At 47.1% G+C, this 26,085-nt stretch carries 29 protein-coding genes; 3 read left to right on the top strand and 26 right to left on the bottom strand.

Annotated features, from left to right (window positions below):
• Positions 1 to 63: 63 nt before the first annotated feature.
• The 24 genes from NLX73_RS03615 to NLX73_RS03500 all read right to left on the bottom strand — a co-directional run bounded on the left by NLX73_RS03615 (position 64) and on the right by NLX73_RS03500 (position 20,301).
• Positions 64 to 915 (bottom strand): TlyA family RNA methyltransferase, encoded by an 852-nt coding sequence (locus tag NLX73_RS03615; protein ID WP_254325378.1) that lies wholly within the window; start codon positions 913 to 915, stop codon positions 64 to 66.
• A 76-nt stretch (positions 916 to 991) separates the two neighbouring features.
• Positions 992 to 2,890 (bottom strand): 1-deoxy-D-xylulose-5-phosphate synthase, encoded by a 1,899-nt coding sequence (gene dxs, locus NLX73_RS03610; protein WP_039270954.1) that lies wholly within the window; start codon positions 2,888 to 2,890, stop codon positions 992 to 994.
• 107 nt (positions 2,891 to 2,997) lie between these two features.
• Positions 2,998 to 3,921 carry a polyprenyl synthetase family protein gene (locus NLX73_RS03605; RefSeq protein ID WP_254325377.1) on the bottom strand — a complete coding sequence of 308 codons (924 nt, stop codon included), beginning with the start codon at positions 3,919 to 3,921 and terminating at the stop codon, positions 2,998 to 3,000.
• Positions 3,893 to 4,153 (bottom strand): exodeoxyribonuclease VII small subunit, encoded by a 261-nt coding sequence (gene xseB / locus NLX73_RS03600; RefSeq protein ID WP_013310814.1) that lies wholly within the window; start codon positions 4,151 to 4,153, stop codon positions 3,893 to 3,895. Before xseB ends, NLX73_RS03605 begins: the two co-directional genes overlap by 29 nt.
• Positions 4,143 to 5,507 (bottom strand): exodeoxyribonuclease VII large subunit, encoded by a 1,365-nt coding sequence (gene xseA, locus NLX73_RS03595; protein WP_254325376.1) that lies wholly within the window; start codon positions 5,505 to 5,507, stop codon positions 4,143 to 4,145. Before xseA ends, xseB begins: the two co-directional genes overlap by 11 nt.
• A gap of 12 nt (positions 5,508 to 5,519) precedes the next feature.
• On the bottom strand, positions 5,520 to 6,377 hold the full coding sequence (gene folD / locus NLX73_RS03590) for a bifunctional methylenetetrahydrofolate dehydrogenase/methenyltetrahydrofolate cyclohydrolase FolD (protein WP_103048685.1): 858 nt from the start codon (positions 6,375 to 6,377) through the stop codon (positions 5,520 to 5,522).
• 37 nt (positions 6,378 to 6,414) lie between these two features.
• Positions 6,415 to 6,864, bottom strand: coding sequence for a transcription antitermination factor NusB (gene nusB / locus NLX73_RS03585; protein ID WP_039270947.1), 450 nt, complete (start codon positions 6,862 to 6,864; stop codon positions 6,415 to 6,417).
• Positions 6,865 to 6,999: 135 nt separating this feature from the next.
• On the bottom strand, positions 7,000 to 7,233 hold the full coding sequence (locus tag NLX73_RS03580; RefSeq protein ID WP_023989248.1) for a DUF2273 domain-containing protein: 234 nt from the start codon (positions 7,231 to 7,233) through the stop codon (positions 7,000 to 7,002).
• Between the two features lie 15 nt (positions 7,234 to 7,248).
• Positions 7,249 to 7,788 (bottom strand): alkaline shock response membrane anchor protein AmaP, encoded by a 540-nt coding sequence (gene amaP, locus NLX73_RS03575; protein WP_013310819.1) that lies wholly within the window; start codon positions 7,786 to 7,788, stop codon positions 7,249 to 7,251.
• 73 nt (positions 7,789 to 7,861) lie between these two features.
• Positions 7,862 to 8,275, bottom strand: coding sequence for an Asp23/Gls24 family envelope stress response protein (locus tag NLX73_RS03570; protein WP_013310820.1), 414 nt, complete (start codon positions 8,273 to 8,275; stop codon positions 7,862 to 7,864).
• 125 nt (positions 8,276 to 8,400) lie between these two features.
• Complete coding sequence (gene accC / locus NLX73_RS03565; protein ID WP_165177316.1) at positions 8,401 to 9,744, bottom strand: acetyl-CoA carboxylase biotin carboxylase subunit; 1,344 nt, start codon at positions 9,742 to 9,744, stop codon at positions 8,401 to 8,403.
• Positions 9,745 to 9,804: 60 nt separating this feature from the next.
• Positions 9,805 to 10,296: an acetyl-CoA carboxylase biotin carboxyl carrier protein gene (gene accB / locus NLX73_RS03560; protein ID WP_039270944.1), complete on the bottom strand. Its 492-nt coding sequence runs from the start codon at positions 10,294 to 10,296 to the stop codon at positions 9,805 to 9,807.
• 138 nt (positions 10,297 to 10,434) lie between these two features.
• Positions 10,435 to 11,259: a SpoIIIAH-like family protein gene (locus tag NLX73_RS03555; RefSeq protein WP_254325375.1), complete on the bottom strand. Its 825-nt coding sequence runs from the start codon at positions 11,257 to 11,259 to the stop codon at positions 10,435 to 10,437.
• A gap of 62 nt (positions 11,260 to 11,321) precedes the next feature.
• Positions 11,322 to 11,963, bottom strand: a complete 642-nt coding sequence (spoIIIAG, locus tag NLX73_RS03550) for a stage III sporulation protein AG (protein WP_254325374.1) — start codon at positions 11,961 to 11,963, stop codon at positions 11,322 to 11,324.
• 16 nt (positions 11,964 to 11,979) lie between these two features.
• Positions 11,980 to 12,750, bottom strand: a complete 771-nt coding sequence (spoIIIAF, locus tag NLX73_RS03545) for a stage III sporulation protein AF (RefSeq protein ID WP_254325373.1) — start codon at positions 12,748 to 12,750, stop codon at positions 11,980 to 11,982.
• Between the two features lie 39 nt (positions 12,751 to 12,789).
• Positions 12,790 to 13,980, bottom strand: coding sequence for a stage III sporulation protein AE (gene spoIIIAE / locus NLX73_RS03540; protein ID WP_254325372.1), 1,191 nt, complete (start codon positions 13,978 to 13,980; stop codon positions 12,790 to 12,792).
• Positions 13,981 to 13,992: 12 nt separating this feature from the next.
• On the bottom strand, positions 13,993 to 14,382 hold the full coding sequence (spoIIIAD, locus tag NLX73_RS03535; protein WP_039270937.1) for a stage III sporulation protein AD: 390 nt from the start codon (positions 14,380 to 14,382) through the stop codon (positions 13,993 to 13,995).
• Between the two features lie 8 nt (positions 14,383 to 14,390).
• Positions 14,391 to 14,594: a stage III sporulation protein AC gene (gene spoIIIAC / locus NLX73_RS03530; protein ID WP_010345636.1), complete on the bottom strand. Its 204-nt coding sequence runs from the start codon at positions 14,592 to 14,594 to the stop codon at positions 14,391 to 14,393.
• A 12-nt stretch (positions 14,595 to 14,606) separates the two neighbouring features.
• Positions 14,607 to 15,125, bottom strand: coding sequence for a stage III sporulation protein SpoIIIAB (spoIIIAB, locus tag NLX73_RS03525; RefSeq protein ID WP_029517252.1), 519 nt, complete (start codon positions 15,123 to 15,125; stop codon positions 14,607 to 14,609).
• Positions 15,118 to 16,113 (bottom strand): stage III sporulation protein AA, encoded by a 996-nt coding sequence (gene spoIIIAA, locus NLX73_RS03520; RefSeq protein WP_254325371.1) that lies wholly within the window; start codon positions 16,111 to 16,113, stop codon positions 15,118 to 15,120. Before spoIIIAA ends, spoIIIAB begins: the two co-directional genes overlap by 8 nt.
• A 410-nt stretch (positions 16,114 to 16,523) precedes the next feature.
• Entirely contained in the window at positions 16,524 to 17,777 is a 1,254-nt protein-coding gene (locus tag NLX73_RS03515) for an aspartate kinase (protein ID WP_028540593.1), read from the bottom strand.
• Positions 17,778 to 17,973: 196 nt separating this feature from the next.
• On the bottom strand, positions 17,974 to 18,531 hold the full coding sequence (efp, locus tag NLX73_RS03510) for an elongation factor P (RefSeq protein WP_029517249.1): 558 nt from the start codon (positions 18,529 to 18,531) through the stop codon (positions 17,974 to 17,976).
• Between the two features lie 33 nt (positions 18,532 to 18,564).
• Positions 18,565 to 19,638 carry a M24 family metallopeptidase gene (locus tag NLX73_RS03505; RefSeq protein WP_165177328.1) on the bottom strand — a complete coding sequence of 358 codons (1,074 nt, stop codon included), beginning with the start codon at positions 19,636 to 19,638 and terminating at the stop codon, positions 18,565 to 18,567.
• An 81-nt stretch (positions 19,639 to 19,719) separates the two neighbouring features.
• Positions 19,720 to 20,301 (bottom strand): YqhR family membrane protein, encoded by a 582-nt coding sequence (locus tag NLX73_RS03500; RefSeq protein WP_013310832.1) that lies wholly within the window; start codon positions 20,299 to 20,301, stop codon positions 19,720 to 19,722.
• A 286-nt stretch (positions 20,302 to 20,587) separates the two neighbouring features.
• On the opposite strand from NLX73_RS03500, the gene NLX73_RS03495 reads away from it, so the two are divergent.
• The 3 genes from NLX73_RS03495 (at position 20,588) to NLX73_RS03485 (ending at position 23,086) form a co-directional block, all read left to right on the top strand.
• The gene (locus tag NLX73_RS03495; RefSeq protein WP_254325370.1) at positions 20,588 to 21,589 is read left to right on the top strand and encodes an ABC transporter substrate-binding protein; all 1,002 of its coding nucleotides are present in this window, start codon (positions 20,588 to 20,590) and stop codon (positions 21,587 to 21,589) included.
• A gap of 176 nt (positions 21,590 to 21,765) precedes the next feature.
• Positions 21,766 to 22,758, top strand: coding sequence for a DUF1385 domain-containing protein (locus tag NLX73_RS03490; RefSeq protein WP_254325369.1), 993 nt, complete (start codon positions 21,766 to 21,768; stop codon positions 22,756 to 22,758).
• A gap of 7 nt (positions 22,759 to 22,765) precedes the next feature.
• On the top strand, positions 22,766 to 23,086 hold the full coding sequence (locus NLX73_RS03485; RefSeq protein ID WP_023989265.1) for a hypothetical protein: 321 nt from the start codon (positions 22,766 to 22,768) through the stop codon (positions 23,084 to 23,086).
• A 117-nt stretch (positions 23,087 to 23,203) separates the two neighbouring features.
• Here the strand turns inward: NLX73_RS03485 and NLX73_RS03480 are convergent, their stop codons facing one another.
• Entirely contained in the window at positions 23,204 to 24,193 is a 990-nt protein-coding gene (locus NLX73_RS03480) for a patatin-like phospholipase family protein (RefSeq protein ID WP_039270925.1), read from the bottom strand.
• 95 nt (positions 24,194 to 24,288) lie between these two features.
• A complete protein-coding gene (locus NLX73_RS03475) occupies positions 24,289 to 26,031 on the bottom strand; it encodes a family 10 glycosylhydrolase (RefSeq protein ID WP_254325368.1) in 1,743 nt (580 codons plus the stop codon).
• Positions 26,032 to 26,085 lie beyond the last annotated feature (54 nt).

Here is a 26,085-nt window from a genome sequence, read left to right as displayed (position 1 = left end):
CAATCCCTCACACCAAAAAGAGGTTCCCTTAAGTTCACAGAACTCATGGAGAACCCCTGAATGTTACTTACGCGATGGACCATTATTAAAAGTCTGACCTGCTTCCTGAACGGTACGTTCAATCAGTGGTCTGAAATCCATCTTCTCCAGCTGCGATTCTGCAGGAGGAAGCCCATCCAAACGCCAATGCGCTAAAAATTCAATATTGCCTTCTCCACCTGTAATAGGCGAATAAGCCAAACCTTGCAGCGTAAGTCCAAGCTCATGTGCAAACATCAGAATGGTCTGCAACACTTCTTTATGCGTAGCAGGATCACGGACCACACCGGATTTTCCGACCTTTTCGCGTCCAGCTTCGAATTGCGGCTTGATTAAAGCTACAATATCAGCAGGTTGATGCAACAAGGCAAGCAACGGGGGCAAAATAATACGTAATGAAATAAAGGAAACGTCAATACTAGCGAAATTCGGCACGGAACCATTCAAATCCGCGGGTGTCATATATCTGAAATTCGTTTTCTCCATTACGCATACTCGTTCATCATTACGAAGGGACCAATCCAGCTGGTTATAACCCACATCAATGGCGTATACGTATTCAGCTCCATGCTGAAGCGCACAATCCGTAAAACCTCCAGTGGACGAGCCAATATCCAGCATTGTCCTGCCCTTCATATCCAGCTCAAATTGACGGATGGCCTTCTCCAGCTTCAATCCTCCACGGCTTACATACGGATGCACCGAACCCTTAACTTTAAGCTCGCTGGCGCGTGGTACCTTCATCCCCGCCTTCTCGATCCGTTCGCTGTCCGCCAGCACTAGCCCAGCCATAATCGCAGCTTTAGCTTTTTCACGGCTTTCAAAAAAGCCTTGTTCTACAAGTAATACATCAATGCGTTCCTTCGGAACAGACATGTTAATCTCCCTTTAGGCAGCCAGGCTGCTCTTGTCATACTTTTTATAAACGTCATGGTCTTCACTTCAAGTTACCCTATACGGATTGTCCCATGCCATATGCTGGCTCAGCAGCCCATTTACGCAGCTTTAAGCATACATCTTCAATGGTAAGACCTACTTCAGCACGCTGCTCTTTGATGGAGCCATGCTCCACGAACAGATCGGGAATCCCCATTAGGCGCACCTGTGCCTCTTGTATTTCGGCTTTAGCGTAAAATTCCAGTACAGCGCTACCCAAGCTTCCTGCTTCAGAAGCTTCTTCCAATACGATCAGCTTCGTATGCTGACGAGCCAGCTCACGCAACATATCCTCGTCCAAAGGCTTCAGGAAACGGGCATTCACGACGCCCACTTGCAAACCTTCCCGTTTCATCGCCTCCGCAGCCTCTGTCGCCACCTGGAGCATCGGTCCTGATGCGATTACAGCAAAGCCCTCGCCTTTACGCAGGAGCTCCCAACTGCCGATGGGAATAGCCTGTAATTCTTTATCCATCGGCACGCCAACCACATTAACACGCGGGTAACGATAAGCAATTGGACCATCTTCATAGTCGAGCGCTGTTTTCATCATATGGCGTAGCTCGTTCTCATCCTTTGGCATCATAAGCACAAGATTCGGGATATGACGCAAGAATGCCACATCAAACACGCCATGATGAGTTTCCCCGTCAGCCCCAACAAAACCTGCACGGTCAATCGCGAACATTACGTTCGCATTATGACGACAGATATCATGCACAATCTGGTCATAAGCACGCTGCATAAAAGTGGAATACACCGCAAACACCGGCTTCATCCCTTCCATTGCCAACGCAGCACACATGGTAGCTGCATGCTGTTCAGCAATGCCGACGTCAATCATACGGCTAGGAAACTCTTTACTAAACGGTACCAATCCTGATCCGCCAGGCATAGCGGGGGTGACCGCAACGATGCGCTCATCCTGCTCAGCCAGCTCAATCAACGTTCGACCGAAAATTTCCGTATACATCGGATTACCTACAGCTTTGAGTACCTGACCCGATTCAATTTTGTAGGGACTGATTCCATGCCATTTGTGTGAGTCTGCTTCCGCAGGTTTATAGCCCTTGCCCTTGGTGGTTACGACATGCACCAATACAGGGCCAGTGACATTATCAGCCTGCTGGAAGGTTTCGATTAGCTTCGGCAAATCATGTCCGTCCACTGGACCGAGATACGTAAGTCCCAGTTCCTCAAACAGTACACCAGGCACCATCATATATTTAAGACTGTCCTTGACACGGCCAGCCGATTTGGCAAGTTTACCGCCGATCGCGGGTATTTTTTTCAGCAAAACTTCCAGCTCATCTTTTGCTCGCAAATAATGACGGTCCGAGCGGATTTTACTCAAATAATTATGCATGGCCCCTACATTAGGTGCTATGGACATTTCGTTGTCATTCAGAATGACCATTAAATTTTTGCGCTCATGACCGATATGATTCAACGCTTCGAAGGCCATCCCCCCAGTCAACGCTCCGTCTCCGATCATTGCAATGACTTTATTGTCCTCGCCCTTCAAATCTCGAGCCAAGGCCATTCCCATTGCTGCCGACAGAGAAGTGCTGCTATGACCGGCTTCCCAAACATCATGCTCGCTCTCACTTCTTTTTACAAAACCACAAAGTCCATCACGCTGACGAAGTGTATCAAAACGGTCCATTCGCCCTGTCAATATTTTGTGCACGTAGGCTTGGTGCCCAACGTCATAAATCATCTTGTCCTTTGGACTGTTATAGCAATAATGCAGGGCGATCGTGAGCTCAACCACTCCCAGATTCGATGCCAGATGCCCCCCAGTCACGGACAGCTTCTCAATCAAAAAGCTCCTGATTTCCTCGGCTAGAGAAGCCAACTCCTCAACCGACAGTGATTTCAGATCGCCTGGTTGCTTTATGTGTGGAAGCAGCACGCATATCTCCCCGCTTTCCTTCAAGTTTGTGTGTAAAGTTAACAAGTATTATATCACACTTTTTAACTGTGCTTAAACGCAGACAAGTCAAAACAGCTCTAACGCAACTAATGATCACGCTTCATCAGGTAATCCGCTATCTCCAGCAAACGAGAAGAATCGGGAATACCGCTCTCTGTTATCACTTTTTTAGCAGATGCGGTGAGTTCCTCCACCTGCCGCAAAGATGCGTCCATACCAATGAAATACGGATAGGTAACCTTCTCCTGCTCAACATCACTTTGCGTTTTCTTACCCATTTTGCTCTCATCGCCTATGAGGTCCAGTATATCGTCCTGTATCTGAAAAGCCAGCCCCAAGTCTCGTCCAAAGCGGCGAAGCGCCTCTAATTGACTCTTGTCCGCCCCACCAATCCGTCCACCTGCCAAGAGCGAGAAAATAATCAAATCAGCAGTTTTATGAAGATGGATATATTCCAGTTCCTCGATCCCCGTCATCCCTTGCTCGCCTGACATATCGGCGACCTGTCCGCCTACCATGCCCCGCGCGCCACTCATTTCGGACAAATCCTCAACAATGGACAACAGCGAATCGGATGAAACACCGTGACGTCGTCCTGCTTGCACAATGCTGTAAAAGGCATGGGTCAACAAAGCATCACCCGCAAGGACGGCAACCGCCTCGCCGTATACCTTATGATTCGTCAGCTTACCTCGCCGATAATCATCATCATCCATGGCTGGCAAGTCGTCATGAATGAGAGAGTACGTATGTACCATTTCTACCGCACATGCCACTGGCAACGCAGCTTCCCTGCTTCCACCGAATGCTTCAGCAGCAGCGATCACAAGCAGAGGCCGCAGCCGTTTTCCGCCTGCGGTGAGTGAATAATTCATAGATTCTCGAAGAACATCGGGAATGTTCCAATCGGCCGGGAACTGCTCGGTCAGTGCAGACGAAACCGCATCCGCCGTCCCGGTCAAATATTCCTTGAACGACGGTCTATTCAAGCCCTTCACCGCCGTTTTCATCTAATCCGCCGCCAAAAGGCTTCTTGCGCAAATCTCCATCCTCTTCCACGATCATTTCAATTTTACGTTCAACCTGCTCCAGCTTTTGACTGCAAAGCTGAGACAGCTTCATCCCCCGCTGGAACAAATCAATGGCTTGCTCCAGAGGAACGTCCCCATGCTCCAGTTGTCCGACAATTTCTTCAAGAGCGGCCATAGCCGCTTCAAAATTCAATTCCGTTTCATTCGCCACCGTGCTTCGCGTCCTCCTTCATTCCCCATACTTGGCAGTCCAACTGCCCATCACTCACTTTAATCTTGATGGAATCTCCCGGCTGTACGTCTTTGAGCGACTTAATCAGCCGTTTCTCCTGCTCATCGTATACCAAGCTATAGCCTCGGGCCATGACTTTGAGTGGGCTCAGCGCATCCAGCTGACGAATTCCCGTGTGCAACTGCTGCCGTCCCGTTTTCGTAATAGCACGCATCGCAGACTCCAGCTGACGTTGCGCCATATCCGTCTGCTTGCGTGCCGAACGAATTTGTTCACGCGGATTAAACCGCTCTAGTACCTGACGCATACGTCCATTCTTTTCTGCGTTTAAGCGTGAACGGTTACCCACTGCGCGGATTAGCCGCTGATGCAGCATGTCCATTCGCTCTGCATGCTGTAGCATATAGCGGCGTGGGTGCAGCAGGACTGGTGAACGCTGAAGTCTCGCCAAGCGTTCGCGGCTGGTTTCCAGCCGCTGCCGGAGGGCGTTGCGCAGGCGTTGCTCACGCTGGAGCAGCTGATCCCGTAGCTCTGCCTGATTAGGCACAGCCAACTCAGCTGCTGCGGTTGGCGTTGCTGCACGCAAGTCAGCCACAAAATCGGCAATGGTAAAATCCGTTTCGTGTCCAACTGCCGAAATAACCGGAATGACCGATGCGTAAATGGCGCGCGCAACCGCTTCCTCATTAAACGCCCACAGTTCTTCCAACGAGCCACCTCCCCGTCCGACGATCATCACCTGAACCTCTTGCATACGATTCATAGCTTCAATTGCCTTAACAATCGAGGGTGCAGCACCTTTTCCTTGTACAAGCACAGGATACAACACAATTCCAGCCTGCGGGTATCGCCGTTGAAGGGTCGTAATAATATCACGCACAGCCGCTCCGGTCGGTGACGTAATCACGCCAATGGTTGCCGGATGGGCAGGGAGATTACGCTTACGAACAGTATCAAACAGTCCCTCTGCATCCAGCTTTTGCTTGAGCTGTTCGTAAGCCAAATAAAGGCTTCCTATACCATCAGGCTGCATTTGAGTCGCATAAAACTGATATTGTCCATCTCGTTCGTACACGGATACGTTTCCCCGGGCAATAACACGCGTACCTTCTTTCGGTACGAAGGGAAGCCGCTGATTATGGGTTGCAAACATAATCGAACGTATGCGGCTCCCCTCATCCTTGAGCGTAAAGTACATGTGACCACTCGAATGATGCGTAAAATTAGAAATTTCCCCGCGTATCCATACATCAGACAGCACCTGATCCGATTCCAGTTTCATCCGGATATAACGATTCAGGTCCTTTATAGAGTAAATACGTTGTTCCGCCATAGGCAGCTGCCCTTATGCCAAACCGTGCGACCGCTTGGCCGCTACAAGCGTATTTTGCATCAGCATCGTAATCGTCATCGGGCCTACTCCGCCGGGAACAGGCGTAATCGGACCAGACACTTGCTTCACGCTCTCAAAATCAACGTCCCCCGCCAGCTTTCCGTTCTCCAGACGGTTCATCCCCACATCTATCACAACTGCTCCGGGCTTCACGAACGAAGCATCAATAAAGTTGGCTTTGCCGATCGCAACGACTAAGATATCCGCTTGTCGACTTAGATCCCCGATATTCGCTGTACGGGAGTGGCACATCGTAACCGTAGCATTTTCACGTTGCAACAATAAAGACACTGGCTTGCCTACGATATTACTGCGACCAATAACTACCGCATGTTTACCAGCAATCTCCACTCCAGCACGCTTGATTAACTCAATGACTCCAGCAGGAGTACAAGGCAATAGACTATCGTCACCGATGACCAAATTCCCTACGTTCACCGGATGGAATCCATCTACATCCTTCTCCACTGCAATTGCGTCAATGACAGCTTTTTCATGAATATGCTTTGGCAATGGCAGTTGAACCAAAATCCCATGGATAGTACTTTGATGGTTCAGCTTGTCCACTAGTTCCAGTAATGCTTCCTGCGAAGTATCTGCTGCCAACCGGTGAACCTCTGAGTAATAGCCGAGATCATGGCACGCCTTTTCCTTGTTTTTAACATACACCTGCGAAGCGGGATCTTCGCCTACCAATACAACAGCCAGTCCCGGTTGAAAGCGGTGCTCTTTCAGACGAATGACCTCTTGCTGAATGCTTGCGCGAATATCCTGAGAGATTTGTTTACCATCAATGATCGGTGCTGACATGTTTAACCACTCTCCAACCTGATTCAGTAGTCTCTACTTAAAAACGTGCTTTCAATTGCTCCAGTTCTTGAATTACTCGTCCCAGTACACCATTAACAAATTTACCGGATTCCTCGGTACCAAAGTGCTTCGACAACTCAATCGCTTCATTAACAGCTACCTTGGCCGGAACATCCTCACGGAAAATCATCTCATATGCCGCAAGTCTCAAAATTTGACGATCTACACGTGAAAGTCTGCTGATCTGCCAGCCTTTAAGATAATCCACCAACAGCCCATCAATGGCTTCCTTGTGCTCCCACGTACCCCGCACATGCTCTAAAACATACGCTCTTAACACTGCCGCGTCTTTAACGACAACTTCCGCTTCGTTTTCCTCAGCGGCTTCCTGAAGCAACATGTCCACGGCTGCTGCCGCATCCACTTCATTCATTTCCATATGGTACATACTCTGTACCGCTAATTCCCTCGCCAGACGTCTTTTCATGCCCTGCCTCCTACGCTTGCCTATATCTATTTTTCATTCTAACCAATTTCCACAAAAAAACCTGTGAACGCATCCTCCAAAACGTTGGGCGCAAAGAAGCTACAGCTCTATTTTGGAGAACACGTATCACAGGGTTCATTTAAAAGGACGCCAACGCTGCGACAACCAATCGCCCCATTCCTTCCAAGGGAGAAATGAACCAAGCGCTGAATCGCTACGTCTTCCTAGCGTATATCCGATGAACACCATCAATGCAAAGAACAACATATTCCAAAAGCCTGCCCACAAATAAATAAAACCGAAAAAAATACCAGCCGTGATCCCCATGATCCGGCCCTTGTAACTTCCCCATATTTCTTTCCAGGGCATCAGGGAAAATCACCTCTATTCCACACGACTCTTAAAGCTGGGTGACTGAGAAACATTAGCGATGTACACCGACACATTGGACACAGGAATTCCTGTAATTTCTTCCACATGATCGTGTACCCCCTTTTGTACCTCGGAGGTTAACACCGGAATGGAGCTTTCCCCGTCTACAACCGCCCGAATCGTAATATCAAGTCCCGATTCCAACACGCGAACGCGTGCTTTCAAATCCTGCATCCCGCGAAATCGGGAAGCGGCTTTGAGGCACAGATTTTCAATGGTGTCCACTGAAATCTGAATGTCACCATATTCTGTTCGTTGATCAATAGAATGCTGTACGGTTTGGTTCCGTCGAATAGAGATATAAAAAAAACGAAGACTCAATAACAACAGAACCCCTGCAATAATCAGGCTGGTAAACCACACCACTCGCTCATCCTCAATACTTAAAACATACGGAATGGCCCCGCTCAGGAGGAGGATGGCGAGAATGGAAATAATTCCGATACTTAAGCTGTACAAGAACAGCAGAAGTCTGTCCATAACTTTAGCCACGAAACGCACAGCCTCCTTAAATTAGAGTAAACCCTCGACCCATAAGGGTCGGGGGTTTGTACAAAGTATCGCTCTATTTAACCCGTCCGGCGCCCAGCACTTCCGGCTCTTCTACTTTTTCGGCATTTTTGAATTGAACATCATGAATTTGCACGTTCACTTCAACAACGTTAAGACCTGTCATGTTCTCAATCGAACGTTTAACATTATGCTGAATAGCAGCAGCCACCTCAGGCAGACGGTTACCGTACTCAATAATGACGGAGACGTCTACAGCAGCTTCACGCTGTCCGACTTCCACTTTTACACCTTTAGATAAATTTTTGCGGCCTAGCAGTTCGGCAAACCCACCAGCAAATCCGCCACTCATTCCCGCTACGCCTGGTACCTCAACGGTAGCCAGCCCGGCAATGACTTCAATAACTTCTGGGGCAATTTGAATCTCCCCAATTTCTGTACGTTCGAATTCGGTTGGCACTGTGCTCATACCTTCAACACCTTTCGGTCAAAATAAGTTTCATTCCAGCTTTGGATTTCAAAGCAGACATGCTCACTTATTATCCATACTATATCATTTGGCGTTCATTATGACAAACTGAGGAAATATACCGATTAAACTTCGTTTTCCTCCAAAAATTTAATATCAAAATCGCCTCTAATAAAGGTCGGATGCTCTAGCAAGCGCTGATGAAAAGAAATCGTTGTGGGTATGCCCTCAATAGCAAACTCAGACAAAGCCCGCTTCATTTTGGCAATTGCATCTTGCCGTGTAGGTGCCCACACAATCAGCTTGGCGATCATAGAGTCATAATAAGGAGGAATGCTATAACCTGGATATGCTGCGCTGTCTACCCTTACTCCAGGACCGCCTGGAGGCAGATAAAATCCGATTTTACCCGGTGCAGGCATAAAATTGCGATCCGGGTCCTCAGCGTTAATACGGCATTCTATCGCCCAACCATTGATGGTGACTTCTTCCTGCGTAAAGGAAAGCGGATGTCCTTCAGCGACAGAAATCATTTCCTTAATCAGGTCTACACCGGTAATCATTTCTGTTACGGGATGTTCTACCTGAATACGTGTATTCATTTCCATGAAATAGAAATTATTGTCCGGGCCGAGCAAAAATTCGAGAGTACCTGCACCAGAGTATTGAACGGCCAAAGCTGCACGAACAGCTGCCTGACCCATTTCTTCACGGACATCCTGCGATAGTACAGGACATGGTGCTTCCTCCAACAACTTCTGACGACGACGCTGAACAGAGCAGTCCCGTTCGCCCAAATGGGCAACATTACCATGCTTGTCCGCTATGATCTGTATTTCCACATGTTTCATACCGGTCAAATATTTTTCTAGGTACACACCCGCGTTGCCAAATGCTTTTTGCGCCTCCTGCTGAGCGGTAGTGATTTGCTGAATAAGGTTATCCTCATCTTCGGCGATACGAATACCTTTACCTCCGCCACCTGCTGTGGCCTTGATAATTACCGGATATCCGATATCACGTGCGATGCTGATCGCATCCTGCAAATCCTCAACCAGCCCGTCTGAACCCGGAATAACCGGAACTCCGGCATCCTTCATGGTCTGCTTGGCAACGGCTTTATCTCCCATTTTGTTAATGGCTTCAGGAGAAGGACCAATAAACGTAATATTACACGATTCGCAAATTTCAGCGAAGTCTGCGTTTTCCGCCAAAAATCCGTAACCTGGATGAATGGCATCACATTCAGTCAATGTAGCAACGCTCATCAGGTTCGTAAAATTAAGGTAGCTGTCCTTAGATAGCGTCGGTCCGATACAGTAAGCCTCATCTGCGAGACGCACATGTAACGAATCCTTGTCAGCTTCCGAATATACGGCAACTGTCGAAATATTCATCTCGCGGCAAGCGCGAATGATACGAACCGCAATTTCTCCACGATTTGCAATCAATACTTTTTGAAATGTCATGACTTTACCTCCCTGGGAGCAGTCTTGCCGAACCCTCAAAAGAGGGTTCAAACAAGCTTTTTACTCCGGTTTCACAAGGAACAATGGCTGGCCATACTCGACCAACTGTCCGTTTTCGGCCAAAATTTCCACAATTTCGCCCTTCACTTCAGCTTCCAGCTCATTCATCAGCTTCATCGCTTCAATGATACATACCGTTGTTTTTTCGCCCACTTTGCTGCCAATACTCACATACGGAGCCGTATCCGGGGATGAAGAACTATAGAAAGTGCCTACCATCGGAGATACGATTTTATGTAGATTGCTTGCATATTCCCTCGGTTCCCCAGCAGTTGCAGGTCCAACATCGGACTGTACTTGTGGATTTGGAATAACAGCTTGTGGTGCCACTGCATAAGTAGGTGTTGCCACAGGAGCCTGTACCGTAACGATCTCGCTTTTGCCAGGTTTTCGGATCAACAGGCGAGTTCCTTCATTTTCAATTTCAAGCTCATGCACAGACGTTTCATCCACCAGCTTGATCAATTCCTTAATCTCGCTTAATTTAAACATCTCTATTAATCACTCCTTCAGCATTTTGCCGGTTGCTGATTACATTGTTGAAACAGCTTTATGTATTATATCACAATCATTAAAAATAGAAAGAGCCCGGAATAATGCAGAAATCCGGGCTTTTTCGCGTTTTTTGTCTTATTGTGTAACATACTGGACACTGATCTTATCCTGCGTTACGTTCAGTTCCTTCATGACTTTATCAACAATTGTTACCGCTTGCTTAGCATCCAATTTTTCACTCAGAACCACTACTTTGTATTTATCAGCATCTTCCTCACGGACGACCGCATTGGCGAACTGCTGCTGAAGCTCTTCTTCAATTCCAGTAATTTTAGCCTGCTTATCTTCAAGTACATGTAATTCTTTTTGAGCCTCCGCGGCTTTCTTTGGTGTGCTGTCGTTCATTGCGGTAGTCAGTTCATCATTTTTCTTCTGATTTTCCACGTCCCGTTCCAGCAAATAGTTGTCAATCACAGCTGCTGCTGTAGGTTGGGCAGCTTGATCGGTTGCCACTTGATCCAGTACCTGCTGGTCGGTTTTGGCTGTAGAGGCTGCTTTGTCGTCACTTTGTGCTGTCGTGTCCGTTTTAGTCGCAGTTGTGTTTTGACCGGATGTCGCTGGTTCAGTAGTAGGGGTAGCTGCCGTATCTTTATCGCCTTTTGAGTTTTCTGTTGCTGGGTCAGTTGTGGAAGCCGTATCCGATTTTGTGGAAGTTGCTGATGCTCCATCAGTTACTTCTCCATTCGTCACTACTTCATTTACCTTCAGTTCGTTCAATTGTTCCTCTGCCTTCGTCGTTGCTTCCTGTGCGGCATCCTGCTTAACCTTGCTCACTTGCTCACTATCGGCTACTGGTGGATTGGCAGGGCTTGAGTCCTCCGTAAACAAATAATACGCAGACAGCACGACCATTAAACTCAGCATGGACACCAGCCAAACGGTTTGTCTTTTATTATTCATGTTCCGTCCTCCATATTCATAAATGGTTTAAAATATAAACTTCTTTGTTCTTAAATTCCAAATTACCCCTGTTTGCGCGGTACGACTGAAATTTTGTAGGAAGGTACATTTAGTCCCTTCTGTACAGCATCGACAATTAGCTGCTTCACTGTAGGGTTTTCTGCCCCCATAGCCACAACAAGCACTCCCCTCACCTGCGGTTTTACTTTTTTTGTCACAATCGGGGTGTGCTGGCCACCTGATGACTCATAGGTGACAATCTCGCCATCACGTGTATATTGAGTAGTGTGTCGCTGTCCGCCATTGGCGTCCGTCTCGTTGTTCTCTTCCTGCATGTCCTTTACATTGCGTTGAACGATAACTTCTTCGGTGGAATCTACCGTAACCATGACATCGACGGTTCCTACGCCAACAATCTGCTCCAGCATCTGTTTCATATTGTCCTCAAAAACCTTCTCGATCCCTGCAAAGGAACTTTCTTCACCTGTTGTTGTCTCTAACGTAGGCTCATTTTTCATCACGCCAGGCGGCTCACGGCCTACGTTTTCTGGATCAACCTTTTTCACATTAACGAATGAATTAAAAAGCATAATCGCTACACCGATAAGGCCGAGTATAAGCAGCCAACGAAATGAGTTGAATCTTTTCGCCCCATCCGCCCCTCCAGCCAGCCATTGCTCTAGCTTTTTCAGCCATTTGCTCATTTCTGCTCACCTCCTGTTACCATTCATGTGTTCCATCCTGCGAAGAAACCACCTGAACATTTTTGCTGTCTATCCCCCATTTTTCACGTAGAAGTCCTGTAATTAAGCCAAAAGCTTTCGTATCCGTTGGCTTTCCGTCCTCAGCAGTTTTATCAGGATTACGATCATCTTCTCGTGTTCCTTCATTAAGTTCTGAATTTTTTTTATGTGTCGGTTCCACACGAATATTCACTGTCTTTTCGGCTACAGGCTCCACCATTATCGGCTTGGCATCTGCACCAGGCGAGACGTCTGTGTTGTTCTTTTCTTTTTCTGGCTGCTGCTCTGCCAATTTGACCACTACCGACTGGACACCCGTTCCTGCCTCCAGCTCCGATTCCTTCTGTTGAATCTTTGCAAGGGTAACCTGGACCGACTGAATTGCTAACCCAGTATATTGTTCCAACTGTCCCTTCATTTCCTTAGCTACCTCTTTGCCGGCCCATTGCATGGAGCTTTGTTCTTGCTGTTGCTTCAACTGGCTGCCTTTTGCTAAAATCTCCTCCAATGTCGGTTCCCTCTTGCCTGTCTCAGCCTGACGTTGAAGATCCAATGCTCGCCCTAGAACCTCGGAGGGGCTACTACTCAGTAAGCGCACGACCGGAGACAGCAACGTCAGCAAAATAAGCAGGCTGAGAACGAGTTTTACATACCTTTCCATAGATCGGCTCGGTAAGATCATATCGACAAAAGAAGCCAGCAACACGATTAGCACCAGTTCCTTAAGCCAGCCTCCCAGCCATGTCACGTCACTCCCCTCCCCCCTTGTTGGTTTACATGCATAGGTTCACCTCATCATGACCGTCATATTGCCTGCTGCGAGCATGACTGTAATCGCAAGGAAGGACATTAATCCCACTGCCGCCAGCGCTGCGAAAACATAAATCATGCTCTTGCCGATTGCATCCAGACATTCCACGATAGGCGTATCACCCAAAGGCTGCATGATCGCTGCTGTCACTTTATAAATGAGAGCCAGTGTCAGAATCTTGAGGGCGGGAAAGGCGCACAGGAACAATATAATAATGACTCCTACCAGACCAATGGCATTTTTAACGAGCAGCGAAGCCGAAATGACTGTATCTGTCGCATCTGCCAACGCCTTGCCGACCACCGGAACAAAGCTACCCGTAATATATTTGGCTGTGCGGATCGTTAATCCGTCAGTAACTGACGAAGTCAAGCCTTGTACCGAAATGACTCCCAGAAATATGGTCAGCAGCACTCCCAGCACTGCTACTCCAGCGTTCCGCATCAGATCGGCTAGCTGGGTCAGTTTGTATTTACCCGTCAGCGAGTTGACCAAGTACAGCACAGCCGAGAAGAACAGTAGCGGGAAAACCAGCGTATGAATGACTGTTCCGACTGTGTTGATCATAAATACAATCAGCGGGTGGGTCACCGAAACTGTTACGACGTTACCCATCGAGGCTAACATGGTAAACAGCAAGGGCAACATTGCCATCATGAAGTGAATCATGCTATCAATCGCTTCTTTGGCATAACCAATCGCTACACTAAAGCTATTAATCGCCAGAATGATAATGACCATGTATACGATAGCGTAGGCCACTTTGCTGACCTGTTTGCTTTCAAAAGCGCTTTGCAGCGTTTCCAGCACCATACTCATAATGCTGAGCATGACGATGGTGACGAGCAACTTGGCATTTACTCGGATTTCATGGATGAAAAAATCAGCTATAGCGCTCAATACACCCTTTATGCTGAATCCTTCACCGCCTGGAAGCAGCATGTCCATGAAGGAAGGCGTTTTCTGATCAGGGAAAAATCCGCCGTATTCCTGCATGAGCCCGTCCCAATAATGTTCTACTTCATCTTTGGGCATTTGCTCCGCCTGCTGTCTGATCCATTCGTTAGTCGGTGTATCTGCAAAGAGGACCGCAGCTGAGGCACACCAAAGACATAGCAACAACATCGCAATTACTTTGAGACTCGGCATGCCCCCTAGCCTTTTCATGGCATCACCCCCTCAGGCGGGCATCAGCTTCAGAATGGTATCAATAATAATGCTGATAATCGGGATTGCGAGCACCATAATGAGTACCTTTCCAGTAAGCTCAATTTTGGAAGCAATCCCGTCTTGTCCTGCATCCCGAACGATTTGCGCTCCAAATTCAGCAATATAAGCGATACCGATTATTTTCAATACGGTTTTAAAATAGATCATATCCATGCCTGAAGACCGAGCCAGTCGCTCCAGTACAGAAACCACAGATCCGATCTTGCCAATCAGCAGCAAAAAAATGACGATTCCCGCAGCTGTTGCAATCAAAAAGGCAAACATCGGCTTCTGTTCCTTAATGACTAAAATGAGGACTGTGGCAATGAGGGCGAAGCCCACCACCTGAATGATTTCCATGTGTCCACCTACTGAAAAAGAAAGATAGATTTGATCTCTTGCAGAAGGTTATCCAGCATTCGCACCACCATGAACAGGACCACGACGAAACCGATGACCGTTACCCAGTGGGCCATGTCTTCTTTGCCCATTTGCTTTAATACGGTATGAATCATAGCGATAATAATGCCAATTCCGGCAATCTGGAAAATCGCGTTCACTTCTAAATTCATTCGAGCACCCCGCTAATAGATCAATATGACGATCAATGCTCCGATCAGCAGTCCCAGGCTCCTGCTCATACGCTCGTACCTCACCTGATCTGCCTGCGCCTGCGCTTCCTCATGGGATAACTGCTGGATGGTCAGCGCAATGTGCTTGATCTGGTCTTCACGGTCGCTGGTTCCAAGACTGTAAGCAAGCTGCCGCATCGCTTCCTTCTCGGCTTGCTTCATAGAGGAACGGCTCCACGAGTCTTCAATGGCTTTATGCAAGCTTTCTCTGGCAGTCAGGCCAAAAGAGGGGTGCATCCAGCGTGAGGCTTGCTGAAACAGAGTGCGCAGCGGCTCTCGCAAGGGCTCTCCTGTCTTGGCGAAAGCATCTGGTAGCGGAGACACCCCATAGGAAACCTCGGTGGTCAGTCTTTGCAGCGCAAGAATCAACTCCCTGATTTGCCGCGGCCTCATCGCAAACTGCCTTGCCCGCTGCCAGCCTGCCAGCGTAGCGGCCAGTATAACCAAGGCGGCACCCAGCAACTTAAGCATAGGAGATGCCCCCATTCTGCCCTTCTCCAGACAGTGTAATCCTGCGTTGCTTGGCATCTGCCAGCCGGAATGAGACGCCCCGGCTCGTCCGCTCCAGCATGACGTAGAGTTGAAACAGCTCTTGCCCTGTAGTTAATCCAGCAAAAGCAGGCCGGGTCGCCATTTCAGCCACATCGCGACCATGTGCGGAAGCAATGACTGCAATGCCTGCATGAAGCGCTTCGCGCACCGCCTCCGCATCTTCCGGTCGTCCGATTTCATCAACAATGAGGACATCCGGTGACATCGAGCGGATCATCATCATCATGCCTTCTGCTTTCGGACATCCGTCCAATACATCGGTGCGAGGTCCGACATCAAAACCGGGGATACCTTTGTGACTGCCAGCGATCTCAGAGCGTTCGTCTATAATGCCTACCTTGAGTCCATTCCGTCGCCCCCCATTGCTTTCCATCCCTCCGTAACTGAGTTGCCGAGCCAAGTCCCTAAGCAGTGTCGTTTTGCCATGCTGAGGAGGGGACAAAATGAGGGTGTGCCGGATTTTCCCGGACATTCGATCTGCTACATAAGGCAATATCCGATCAGCTATGCCGGGAATTGCACGAGCAATTCTTACATTAAAGCTGCTTATATCCCTCAAATGTTCCACTCGTCCTCGGTTGAGCACGGTTCTCCCTGCCAAGCCAATACGATGACCGCCAGGGATCGTAATAAACCCTTTACGAAGCTCCTCTTCCATGGTATACAGGGAATGATTGCTGATAAAATCCAGCAGTCGGTGGGCATCCTCACGGTCAGGCTTATAGGCTTCCACATGGTTCAAAGTCAGCCGACCCGCAGACGTTACAAAATGATGATCACCATTTGCATTAATTTCCAACGGCCTTCCTTCCCTGACCCGGATTTCTTCCAGTTGCTTAAATACCGTTTCCGGAAGCCTTCCGAGTATACCGTGCAACGGTTCGGGAAATAACTCCAGCCATTCCATACCGATGCCGCCCCCTCACAGTTGTCCTTTTTCTTTAAGACAAGTCTATGGTTGACTCTCGCTTTTTATGCCGAAAATATATTGAAAACCTAGGCAAACTTTTGCTAACTCCTATCAACGCTCAACAGACCTTTCCCCCGCTTGTTAAAGCACCATTCTCTAATTCGCACAAATAAAAAGGGCCTCTCAAAGCCTTGTCGGCTAAGGGATACCCTTGGGTAGAAAAGATAGATTCAGCAAAAAAGAGGCTGCCCCTCAGTTTAACTCTCACTGATGGAACAACCTCTTAACCTACTGCTGTATTCTATGATTTATCAAACTATAAATAGAGGACTTATAATGTATCAACCTTTACCTGTCATAGCATCGTTCACATTAGACATATTCATGTCTAGATCACGTTGCAGTTATTAACGACGGTCTTGCGGTCCACCCACAAAAGCTTGCTCCTCGGTGTCCAGGTTATAAGCTGTATGCAACGCCTGAATAACCTCATGAAGCTTACCCGCTTCAATTACACACGATACTTTGATTTCAGATGTGCTTACCATTTTAATGCTAACGCCTTGCTCTGCCAGTACGGCAAACATTTGCGCAGCAACACCTGGATGGCTAACCATTCCTGCACCTACAATGGATACCTTCACCAGGTTTTCCTCAGACGTTACTTCACGGTATGGAAGCTCTCCACGAATACCTTCCAGCGTCTTCAGTGCTGCTTCACGATCCGTCAGAGCTACTGTAAAGGAGAAATCCGCTTTACCAGCTTCGACCCCGCTCTGTACAATAATGTCAACATCAATTTTAGCTGCCGCCAGTGTTCCGAATACTTTCGCCAGTACACCGGGGATATCGGCGACGCCCAAAATACTGATTCTTGCTACATTTTTATCATATGCAATCCCACTGACTACAACGCCCTGTTCCATTACTGCATCCTCCTTTACGACCGTTCCTTCATTATGGTTAAAACTGGACCGCACAATCAGCGGTACCCGGTTATGTTTGGCATATTCTACCGCACGAGGATGCAATACAGCTGCACCCAGATTGGCTAATTCCAGCATTTCATCATATGAAATTTCTTTTAGCTTACGAGCAACTTTTACGATCCGTGGATCTGTTGAATATATACCGTCCACATCCGTGTAAATTTCGCAGGCATCCGCTTGAATCGCCGCCGCCAGCGCAACGGCCGTCGTATCAGAGCCACCACGTCCCAGCGTCGTAATGTCTCCCTCTGCAGACATCCCTTGGAAACCAGCTACAACAACGATCTTATTGCTGCTCAGTGCATCCAGCACACGCTGAGGTTGAATGTCCGTAATTCGTGCTCGACCAAAGTCAGATTCAGTACGGAAACCAGCCTGCCATCCCGTAAACGATACCGCTTCATGACCCAACTGCTGAATAGCCATCGACAATAAGGCGATTGAAATTTGCTCACCTGTCGTCATCAACATATCCAGCTCACGTGCAGGCAACTGCTCATTCAACAATTTGGCCTGGTCAATCAGTTCGTCTGTCGTGTCTCCCATTGCGGAAACGACCACTACACATTGATGCCCTTCACTCTGTTTCTCAACAACGCGTTTTGCCACGCGCTTCATGCGCTCCGTGTCACCGACGGAACTGCCTCCGAATTTCATGACATACAAAGACAACGTTATTCACTCCCTCAGACTCAACAGTATGTAACCTTGAGATGGCACCAAACGACTGAACGTGACATCCTGCGGCATAACTTTAGTACAGTATAATACGAAAGTGCTGTGTGGAGCCAATGTTTTTTAATATTAGTGCTTATAAAAATATCCCCTGCCCTTAACAAGGACAGAGGAAATCTAAAAGTTGCAAATTTTATGCGCGAGACATGTATTTGCCATCACGTGTATCAATCAACAATACGTCATCTTGGTTAATGAACAAAGGAACTTGAACATTCAAACCCGTTTCCAGTTTGGCATTTTTGGTAGCACCTGTAGCCGTATTACCTTTAATGCCTGGCTCTGTTTCGATTACTTTCAGTTCCACGCTTGTAGGCAGGTTAATACCCAGAATTTCGCCGTTATAGCTGACGATATTTACATTCATGTTTTCTTTCAGGAAGTTAAGCTCCCATTTCAGTTGATCGCTGGACAATGTGAATTGATCATATGTTTCATTATCCATGAATGTATGGTCGTCTGCACTAGCGTACAGATAGGACACACCACGATTTTCGATTTGCGCCCGACCGATCGTTTCACCCGCACGGAATGTACGTTCAACGGTGTTACCGTTACGCAAGTTTTTCAACTTGGAGCGTACGAATGCAGCACCTTTACCCGGTTTTACGTGTTGGAAATCCAGCACCGTAAAAATATCTCCGTCTACCTCGACGGTCAAACCTGTTTTAAAATCATTAACGTTAATCACTAAAATACCCCTCCTACAGGACTGTTATCGTTATTAAACGACTGTAAATTCTTTGCTCGAATGTGTTAATACTTTGATGCCGCTATCTGTAATAACGATATCATCCTCGATCCGTACACCGCCCAATCCAGGGACATAGATACCTGGCTCGACCGTTACTACCATACCCGGCTCCAGAATATCATCACTCGCCTTCGACAGACGTGTAGATTCATGTACTTCAAGACCCAGACCATGACCTGTACTGTGCCCGAAATTGTCTCCATAGCCATGGCTCGCAATAATATCCCGGGTCAGTGCATCCGCTTCACGGCCTGTCATGCCCGGCTTAATATGTTCGAGTGCGTGAAGCTGCGCCTTAAGTACAATATCGTAGATTTCGCGCAACTGAGGCGCCAAATCCCCTTGTGTAGCCACTGTACGTGTCAAATCGGAGCAGTAGCCATCCAGCAACGCACCAAAATCAAACGTAATCAGCTCGCCTGCTTGTACTAACTTAGCACTGGCTACGCCATGAGGCAATGCCGAACGAACCCCGGAAGCCACAATTGTGTCAAATGAAGAGGATGTAGCTCCCTGCTTGCGCATGAAGAATTCCATTTCCAGATCCAGCTCACGCTCGCTGACACCTGGCTTGATGTAAGGTAAAATGTGTGCAAATGTAGCATCTGCCAAATCCGCTGCCCGCTGCATCACTTCCAGCTCTTCTGCATCCTTGTACACCCTTAACTTCTCCACAATGCCCGACACCGGAACCAGTGAAATAGGTGACAAATCTTCGCTGTAAGCTTTATGCGTCGCAACAGTTACAGCGTCTTGCTCGAAGCCTGTTTCGCTGATCTGATGGGAAAACAGCAATTCTTTCACCGTTTCCATGACCTGTGCAGCGTGCTGCACCACCGTGAAGCCTTCGGCTTGTTCGGTCGCTTGCGTCATATAGCGAAAGTCAGTCAGCAAATAGCTATGGGATTCCGTAATCAGCACATAACCCGCCGAACCTGTGAAGCCTGTCAAATATCGACGATTGACAGGGCTAGTAATTAGCATAGCCCGCAGATTATGCTCGCCCAGCGCCTGCCGCAGCTTTAACACCCGGTCATTCTTCATCTTTCATTCCGCTCCCCTCTGTCAAATAACCAAATGCTATTTTAACACAGGGAATAGGCGCTTGAGAAGTTTTTGTTACGTTCAGCCCTCAGCTTTCTCAGGCTCGCGCTTTCTTTCATCCGTATACTCGACAGCAACGGTATATCCGATAAATAGTCCCCACAGCATAAACACACAAATTTCCGTATATAAGGAATTCCATGTTAACCGATTAGGAGCATTCATCATCCCTAGCTTAGGACCTGTTAATACAAATAAAACAACCCACCAAATCAGGCCATATACAATTCCGGGTAAAGGGCCCTTAAATCTGCGCAGCAACAGAGTGTACACCAGTGAAGCAACGACAGATAATGCAATAAAAAACAGTAGCCCTACCAGATGCCCCGCCATGGTGTTCATAAACGAATGCTTGAAAAAAGGCTCTGCGAGAAAGCCAGGCGCTACTACGGTAAAGTGCAACTTATAAAACAGCCAGCGCAGCAATCCCCAGAGCAAACCCGCAAAAAAACCCAACTCAAGTGCAAAAGGAATGAGAGGCGTATGTATTTTGCCTGACTGCTGCCTGCCTCTACCACTGTCGTTATGATTACGTTGATCCTGAGATTCGCGAGACTGCTCCTGTTCATGGCCTATCTTGGGTATAGAGTAGGTTTCACTCATGTTGTTTAATCCCCTTTCAATATGCAAACTTTTTCCATGGTAAAGACTATTGCAATCGGAAATGCATGTACTTCCATCGGATTCTGCATTCCCATTTTGCTAGGTAGTATGCTCAAAAGGAGGATCGTTTAACAATGAACCGGAATGCTGAATAATAGCAGCTTACCAGTTAAGCGTTCAGACCCGTTTTTTGCATTGACAAAATTTCAATCCTCTATCATAATATAATGATGAAAATGATAATCATTATCATTTTCTAAAAACATATATACGGGAGAATGCTTCTATGAAAAAGGGACTCATTGGCATTTTATTGTTAATGGTTTTTACGCTCACTCTGGCAGGTTGCGGAGCAGCCGACAAAGCATCGGATAAAGATCAGCCACCCACGTCGGGTAGCAAACCGACTGACACAGCGACCGGTCCTGTGACGGTAAAGCATAATCGTGGTGAGATCACGCTCAACAAGCCCGCGCAGCGTGTCGTAGTACTGGAATGGACATTTACAGAGGATTTGATTGCATTGGGCGTTCAGCCGGTTGGTAATGCTGACAATGCCAACTACAAGGTGTATGTGACACCGGAGGCGGCTCTGGACAGCAGCGTGGTCGATGTCGGTACGCGTAACGAGCCGAACCTGGAGGCGATTGCTGCATTGAAGCCGGATCTGATCATTTCCAATGTTGATGGGAATGAAGCTATCTATGATCAACTCAAGGCCATCGCTCCGACGATCGAATATAATCTGAACGATGGTAACGGCTACGATCATGATAAAATGGTAGAAATTTTTAATAGCATCGCAGTCGCTCTTGGAAAAGAAGACAAAGCTAAGCAGGTGCTTGCCGAACTGGATCAGCATTATGCTGAAGCCAAAGAAGAGCTCGCCGCTGCTGGCAAGTCGGATTATCATTATATACTGACACAGGCTTTCACTTCGCAAAATGCGGCAAGCCTCCGTATGTTTTCGGATAATTCAGTCGTCGTGGCAACACTGGCGAAGATCGGTATGATTAATGATTGGAAACCGAGCAAAGTTGAACAGTATGGCTTTTCAACTGTAGGCATTGAAGCTCTGTCTGCCGTTCAGGATAGCAACTTTCTCTATATTGTGCAGCCGGACGATAATGTTTTCGGTGCACCCATGAAAAATAATTCGGTTTGGAACGGTCTGAATTTCGTTAAAGAAAAACGTACCTATTCACTGAGCGGTACGACATGGACATTTGGCGGTCCTCTCTCTTCAAAAGGACTGGTTGACCAGGTTGTTGGGGCGATTACAAAATAAGTTGTTTTCCAAATATTCATTCGGTTTTATAATGATTAGCATTTATGTGAGCAGTCTGACGCTCCATAAATGCTTTTTTTATAAGCCTGTGGTTACACCAGTTTCAACTAACTAGATATTCCCTTCCAAATTCGATACAATATACAAAAAAGCATGTATTAAGAGAGGTGAGACGGTTGTCACAAGCATCCAAGCCTGTGAGCTACGGCGGTCAGGCAGTCATTGAAGGTGTCATGTTCGGCGGCAAGCGTGTCAATGTCACGGCAGTTCGCCGCAAAACTGGCGAAATCACATATTTGGAAGTACCACGCAAGGAGCAATCCTGGGTATCCAAATTCCGCAGAATTCCTTTATTGCGGGGGATTGTAAGCATCATCGACTCCAGCGCCAAAGGTACCAAGCATTTAAACTATTCAGCCGATGCGTATGCTGATGATGAAGTAGATCCGGAAGAACGCGCTGAGCAAAAGAAAAAAGAAGAATCTCGCTGGAGTCTGAGTATGATGATCGGTGTAGCGGCAGTCGGGATTATCTCCTTTTTGTTCGGCAAAATTGTGTTAACCCTCGTTCCGGTTGTTGTAGAAGACTTCCTGTTCGACGGCTTGTTTCACAGTCAAATTTTGCATAACCTCGCCGAAGGAGCTATTAAGCTGATTCTGTTACTGGCTTATTTATGGGGTATTTCCCAAACTCCGTTAATTAAACGATTGTTTCAATATCACGGTGCAGAGCATAAAGTAATTACTGCATTCGAAGCTGGGGAAGAACTAACTCCGGCCAATGTACAGAAATACAGTCGTCTACATTACCGCTGTGGTAGTAGCTTTATTATGCTGACTGTGATCATCGGGGTGCTTGTCTATTCCTTATTTACCTACGATAGTCTGTGGGAACGTATGGGGCAACGGCTTTTACTACTTCCGATCGTACTGGGGCTTTCTTTTGAATTCCTCAAGCTAACCAATGCCCTTCGTGAAATTCCGGTACTTCGTTATTTAGGTTACCCCGGTCTGTGGCTGCAACTACTTACCACCAAAGAACCGACTGATGATCAAGTGGAGGTATCTATTGCCTCATTTAAGCGTATGCTTGAATTGGATGCTGAGTTGGAAAATGTACCTGTAAAGGAGACCTTCAACAGTCCGGTCCTTGATCCTGTGAAAGGATGAGTGAATAATGAACAGACATGCCGTTATTTTCTGGCTTACCCTTGCTTTGGGTGCATATGGGATTGTGGATATGCTATGGAGAGGAAGCTGGGGCTTTCTCATGAGTTTACTAATTCCCGTCCTTGTTTTTGCAGTTATATTTCTGCTATACAAATACCTGCCAGGACAACGTAATCGTACTCCCAAAATCAAACCCTCTGTGCGCACCATGGCCAAAACAGCCAACGCACGTAAGCAGCAAACTACAGGCAAGCGCAAAGCGTATCCTTTTCATGTGATTGAGGGTTCCAAGGGAAAAAATGAAGAAGAACAACCTAAATATCATTAATGATAATCATCCTTTAAAATGTAGCACAAAGGAGCCATCACCCGCGTATTCAAATATGACCGGGAAGAGGCTCCTTTTTTACACCCTTTTAAATTAACTTTAACTGCAAGTAAGTGTTTATTTCATAGCGTACATGGTATCCTTCATCAATTGATACTTGCTATACTGCTGCTGGTAAGAAGTGATGCTCCATTTGTGGAAAAAAGCATCCCCTGCCTGCACACCGGAAGCATACAACAAATCACTTTGCTCTGTAGAAATGTTAAATTGTGCAGTGCGGATACCCAATGTTGGAATCTTAATCGTCCGATACCGATTCTCCTGCTCAATATATCGCTCATCGTGTGCTGATAGCATGGTATCAAAAATAGCCTGCAGCATGGTCAATGGACCCCGTATATAAGAAACTTTGGTCTCTGTACCCGTTTTGCCCACCATTTGAAACCCTACCGTTGGAATCGTTTTGGCCTCACGTTCATTTACAGGCTCATCAAAAAGCCACAAAGGCAAATTGCTTAGTAAAGCCCCATCAACTACAAATACAAATTGCTGAGAAAAAGTCTTTCCCTTGGCAAGTGCAGAATCAAGCCTTAACATAACAGGATCAAAAAAATAAGGGATACTTGTGCTCATCCGAATGGCTTTAGCTACCTCCAGTGAAGAGGGATTGATACCAAAACGTTTGATATCCTCAGGAAGCACCAGAATGCGTCCATTCGTAATATCTGATGCAATAATGCGCAATTTGCCAGGAGGTAAATCCGCGAACGTACGCACTCCCTTAGCTCGTAACAGCTCACGTACCCAGTGCTCCAGTGCCTCCCCTGAGTAGAGCCCTTTTTTAAGAAAGATACGAGCTGCTGGTCCAACCCACTTAATATTGAACACTGGAGAACGTCGTAACAACTTGACCAAGGGGGTTTTCTCAATTACGGCTTTCATTTCATCCGCAGAGTATCCCGCCGCCAATAAAGCAGCTACAATAGAACCTGATGATGTACCTGCCAAACGATTGAATACAATTCCATGCTCCTCCGCAGCCTTAACTGCACCCGCCAGCGAAATTCCCTTAACCCCTCCACCCTGGAACACAGCATTGATCAGCATAGATCAAAAAACCTCCGTTCTCTTGGGAGTAAGCAGTTCTACTGCTTATGTATGAGAACGGAGGCCCAAATAGAACCTATATGATCCAATTTATATCACATTTGATAATAATTTTGAAGAAGCTGAATGAGTCCGTATGGATTTTTACGCAAATGCTGTGCACTAAAGTAAATATCGCCTCTGACCTGTTTATAATTTTCGTTCAGTTCAAGCTGCTTAATTAGCTCTTGAGCCGTTTGCCAGCCCTTTTCAGGGGTGCCGATCTTATACGGAGAATGACCGATATACAGCTTAACATCTGTGTTTTTGACCTCATTGGACCACCATGCGACAAGCTTGTCATATCCCGCCGCCGGGAAACCGATACTCCAGTAAATTTGTGGAGCTACATAATCAATCCATTCTTTGTTAATCCAGGTTCTTACATCCGCAAACGTCGTATCGTACGCTGTAACGCCTGCCTTCGTGTCTGAACCCGTTAAATCCTGAGATTTGTTACGCCATACCCCAAAAGGACTAATACCAAATTGAACTTTAGACTTGCTGCCATGAATACTTTTGCCCAAATCGCGGACAAAACTGTTCACATTGTCTCTCCGCCAGTCGCCCTTGTTAGAGATTTTGTTGGCATTATATGCTTTGAAGGTCGCATCATCATCAAAAGTCCCGCTGTAAGGATAAAAATAATCGTCCAAATGGACGCCGTCAATATCATATCCGTTCACGACCTCCATAATCGCCGCAATGACATGCTGACGTGCAGCCGGAATTCCTGGATTGATGTACAATTGGCTACCATTCTTAACAATCCAGTCCGGGTGTTGATTAGCCACATGGTTTGCAGCCAAACCGCTGGTTGTTCCTGTGGAATTCGCACGGAATGGATTAAACCAAGCATGAAATTCCATCCCTCGCTTATGCGATTCGCTAATCATAAATTTCAAGGGATCATAGCCTGGATTTTTACCTTGGGTGTTGGTCAAATACTTGCTCCATGGTACGAGACTCGACGGATAGAGCGCATCACCGCTGGCACGAACCTGAACAAATACCGCATTGATGCCCATCCCCTGCAAATCATCGAGCATTTTAGTAAACTCCTGCTTTTGCTTCTCGGAGCTGCTTCGGGCAGCGGAAGAAGGCCAATCTCCATTAATGGTAGAAATCCATGCTCCACGCATGGAAGTTGAAGCCTTTACCTGAACAACATTTGCCTGCGAAGAACTTGAACCCTCCTCACTAGTAGACGTTGACGGTGAAGTGACAACCACCTGCTCATCATCGATAGCTCCCTGATCTGTACTTACACTGTTCTTATTGGTAGATGCAGACGTATCTGATATGGAGCCGCTGCTTCCCGCAGAAGTGTTCCCGCCAGTAGAGACACCTTCCTTACCACTGCTTAACGTAATGACTCGCTCTGAAGCTTGCCAATCCACTTTTAATCCCAACTCTTCCCCAACAAAACGCAGTGGCACCATGACTCTCCCGCTTGTCATACGGGCAGATGCATCCAGTCGAACTGACTTGCCATTCACCGTAGCGCTTTGTGCACCGTTCTCCATAGATATATTTTTGTTCTGTGCTGTAATCGTTACCGTACCGGACGATTCCGACCAGTTGACCTGAGCGCCCAATCCCTCACTAATCACTCGCAAAGGAACCATCGTAACATTGGCTCCCTGTACAATATACGGTGACGCGTCACTTTGCAGGGAATGTCCGTCCAATATAATTTCAATATCACCAGTTGGAGCTGCTTGAACTCCAGGAACGATGGCAGTCTGCACTGCTAAGAGTAGACCTGCAGCCAACGCCACTATTTTCTTTCGATTCATATTATTACAATCCTCCGCTAACCCTGTTAATTTTAACCCCTATCTTGTCCTGCT

It is taken from the genome of Paenibacillus sp. CH40 (genome assembly GCF_024213605.1).
In the GTDB taxonomy this organism is placed as follows: Bacteria; Bacillota; Bacilli; order Paenibacillales; family Paenibacillaceae; genus Paenibacillus; species Paenibacillus polymyxa_B.
Note: the sequence above shows the minus strand (reverse complement) of the source record. Positions and strands in the feature narration are given on the sequence as shown.

What these genes read in the sequence shown, in the direction of transcription:
- NLX73_RS03615 (WP_254325378.1), bottom strand. Translation starts at nt 915, where the DNA reads ATGTCTGTTCCGAAGGAACGCATTGATGTATTACTTGTAGAACAAGGC.
- NLX73_RS03605 (WP_254325377.1), bottom strand. Translation starts at nt 3,921, where the DNA reads ATGAAAACGGCGGTGAAGGGCTTGAATAGACCGTCGTTCAAGGAATAT.
- xseA (WP_254325376.1), bottom strand. Translation starts at nt 5,507, where the DNA reads ATGGCGGAACAACGTATTTACTCTATAAAGGACCTGAATCGTTATATC.
- folD (WP_103048685.1), bottom strand. Translation starts at nt 6,377, where the DNA reads ATGTCAGCACCGATCATTGATGGTAAACAAATCTCTCAGGATATTCGC.
- nusB (WP_039270947.1), bottom strand. Translation starts at nt 6,864, where the DNA reads ATGAAAAGACGTCTGGCGAGGGAATTAGCGGTACAGAGTATGTACCAT.
- NLX73_RS03580 (WP_023989248.1), bottom strand. Translation starts at nt 7,233, where the DNA reads ATGCCCTGGAAAGAAATATGGGGAAGTTACAAGGGCCGGATCATGGGG.
- NLX73_RS03570 (WP_013310820.1), bottom strand. Translation starts at nt 8,275, where the DNA reads ATGAGCACAGTGCCAACCGAATTCGAACGTACAGAAATTGGGGAGATT.
- accC (WP_165177316.1), bottom strand. Translation starts at nt 9,744, where the DNA reads ATGACATTTCAAAAAGTATTGATTGCAAATCGTGGAGAAATTGCGGTT.
- accB (WP_039270944.1), bottom strand. Translation starts at nt 10,296, where the DNA reads ATGTTTAAATTAAGCGAGATTAAGGAATTGATCAAGCTGGTGGATGAA.
- NLX73_RS03555 (WP_254325375.1), bottom strand. Translation starts at nt 11,259, where the DNA reads ATGAATAATAAAAGACAAACCGTTTGGCTGGTGTCCATGCTGAGTTTA.
- spoIIIAG (WP_254325374.1), bottom strand. Translation starts at nt 11,963, where the DNA reads ATGAGCAAATGGCTGAAAAAGCTAGAGCAATGGCTGGCTGGAGGGGCG.
- spoIIIAE (WP_254325372.1), bottom strand. Translation starts at nt 13,980, where the DNA reads ATGAAAAGGCTAGGGGGCATGCCGAGTCTCAAAGTAATTGCGATGTTG.
- spoIIIAD (WP_039270937.1), bottom strand. Translation starts at nt 14,382, where the DNA reads ATGGAAATCATTCAGGTGGTGGGCTTCGCCCTCATTGCCACAGTCCTC.
- spoIIIAC (WP_010345636.1), bottom strand. Translation starts at nt 14,594, where the DNA reads ATGAATTTAGAAGTGAACGCGATTTTCCAGATTGCCGGAATTGGCATT.
- spoIIIAB (WP_029517252.1), bottom strand. Translation starts at nt 15,125, where the DNA reads ATGCTTAAGTTGCTGGGTGCCGCCTTGGTTATACTGGCCGCTACGCTG.
- spoIIIAA (WP_254325371.1), bottom strand. Translation starts at nt 16,113, where the DNA reads ATGGAATGGCTGGAGTTATTTCCCGAACCGTTGCACGGTATACTCGGA.
- NLX73_RS03505 (WP_165177328.1), bottom strand. Translation starts at nt 19,638, where the DNA reads ATGAAGAATGACCGGGTGTTAAAGCTGCGGCAGGCGCTGGGCGAGCAT.
- NLX73_RS03500 (WP_013310832.1), bottom strand. Translation starts at nt 20,301, where the DNA reads ATGAGTGAAACCTACTCTATACCCAAGATAGGCCATGAACAGGAGCAG.
- NLX73_RS03495 (WP_254325370.1), top strand. Translation starts at nt 20,588, where the DNA reads ATGAAAAAGGGACTCATTGGCATTTTATTGTTAATGGTTTTTACGCTC.
- NLX73_RS03485 (WP_023989265.1), top strand. Translation starts at nt 22,766, where the DNA reads ATGAACAGACATGCCGTTATTTTCTGGCTTACCCTTGCTTTGGGTGCA.
- NLX73_RS03480 (WP_039270925.1), bottom strand. Translation starts at nt 24,193, where the DNA reads ATGCTGATCAATGCTGTGTTCCAGGGTGGAGGGGTTAAGGGAATTTCG.
- NLX73_RS03475 (WP_254325368.1), bottom strand. Translation starts at nt 26,031, where the DNA reads ATGAATCGAAAGAAAATAGTGGCGTTGGCTGCAGGTCTACTCTTAGCA.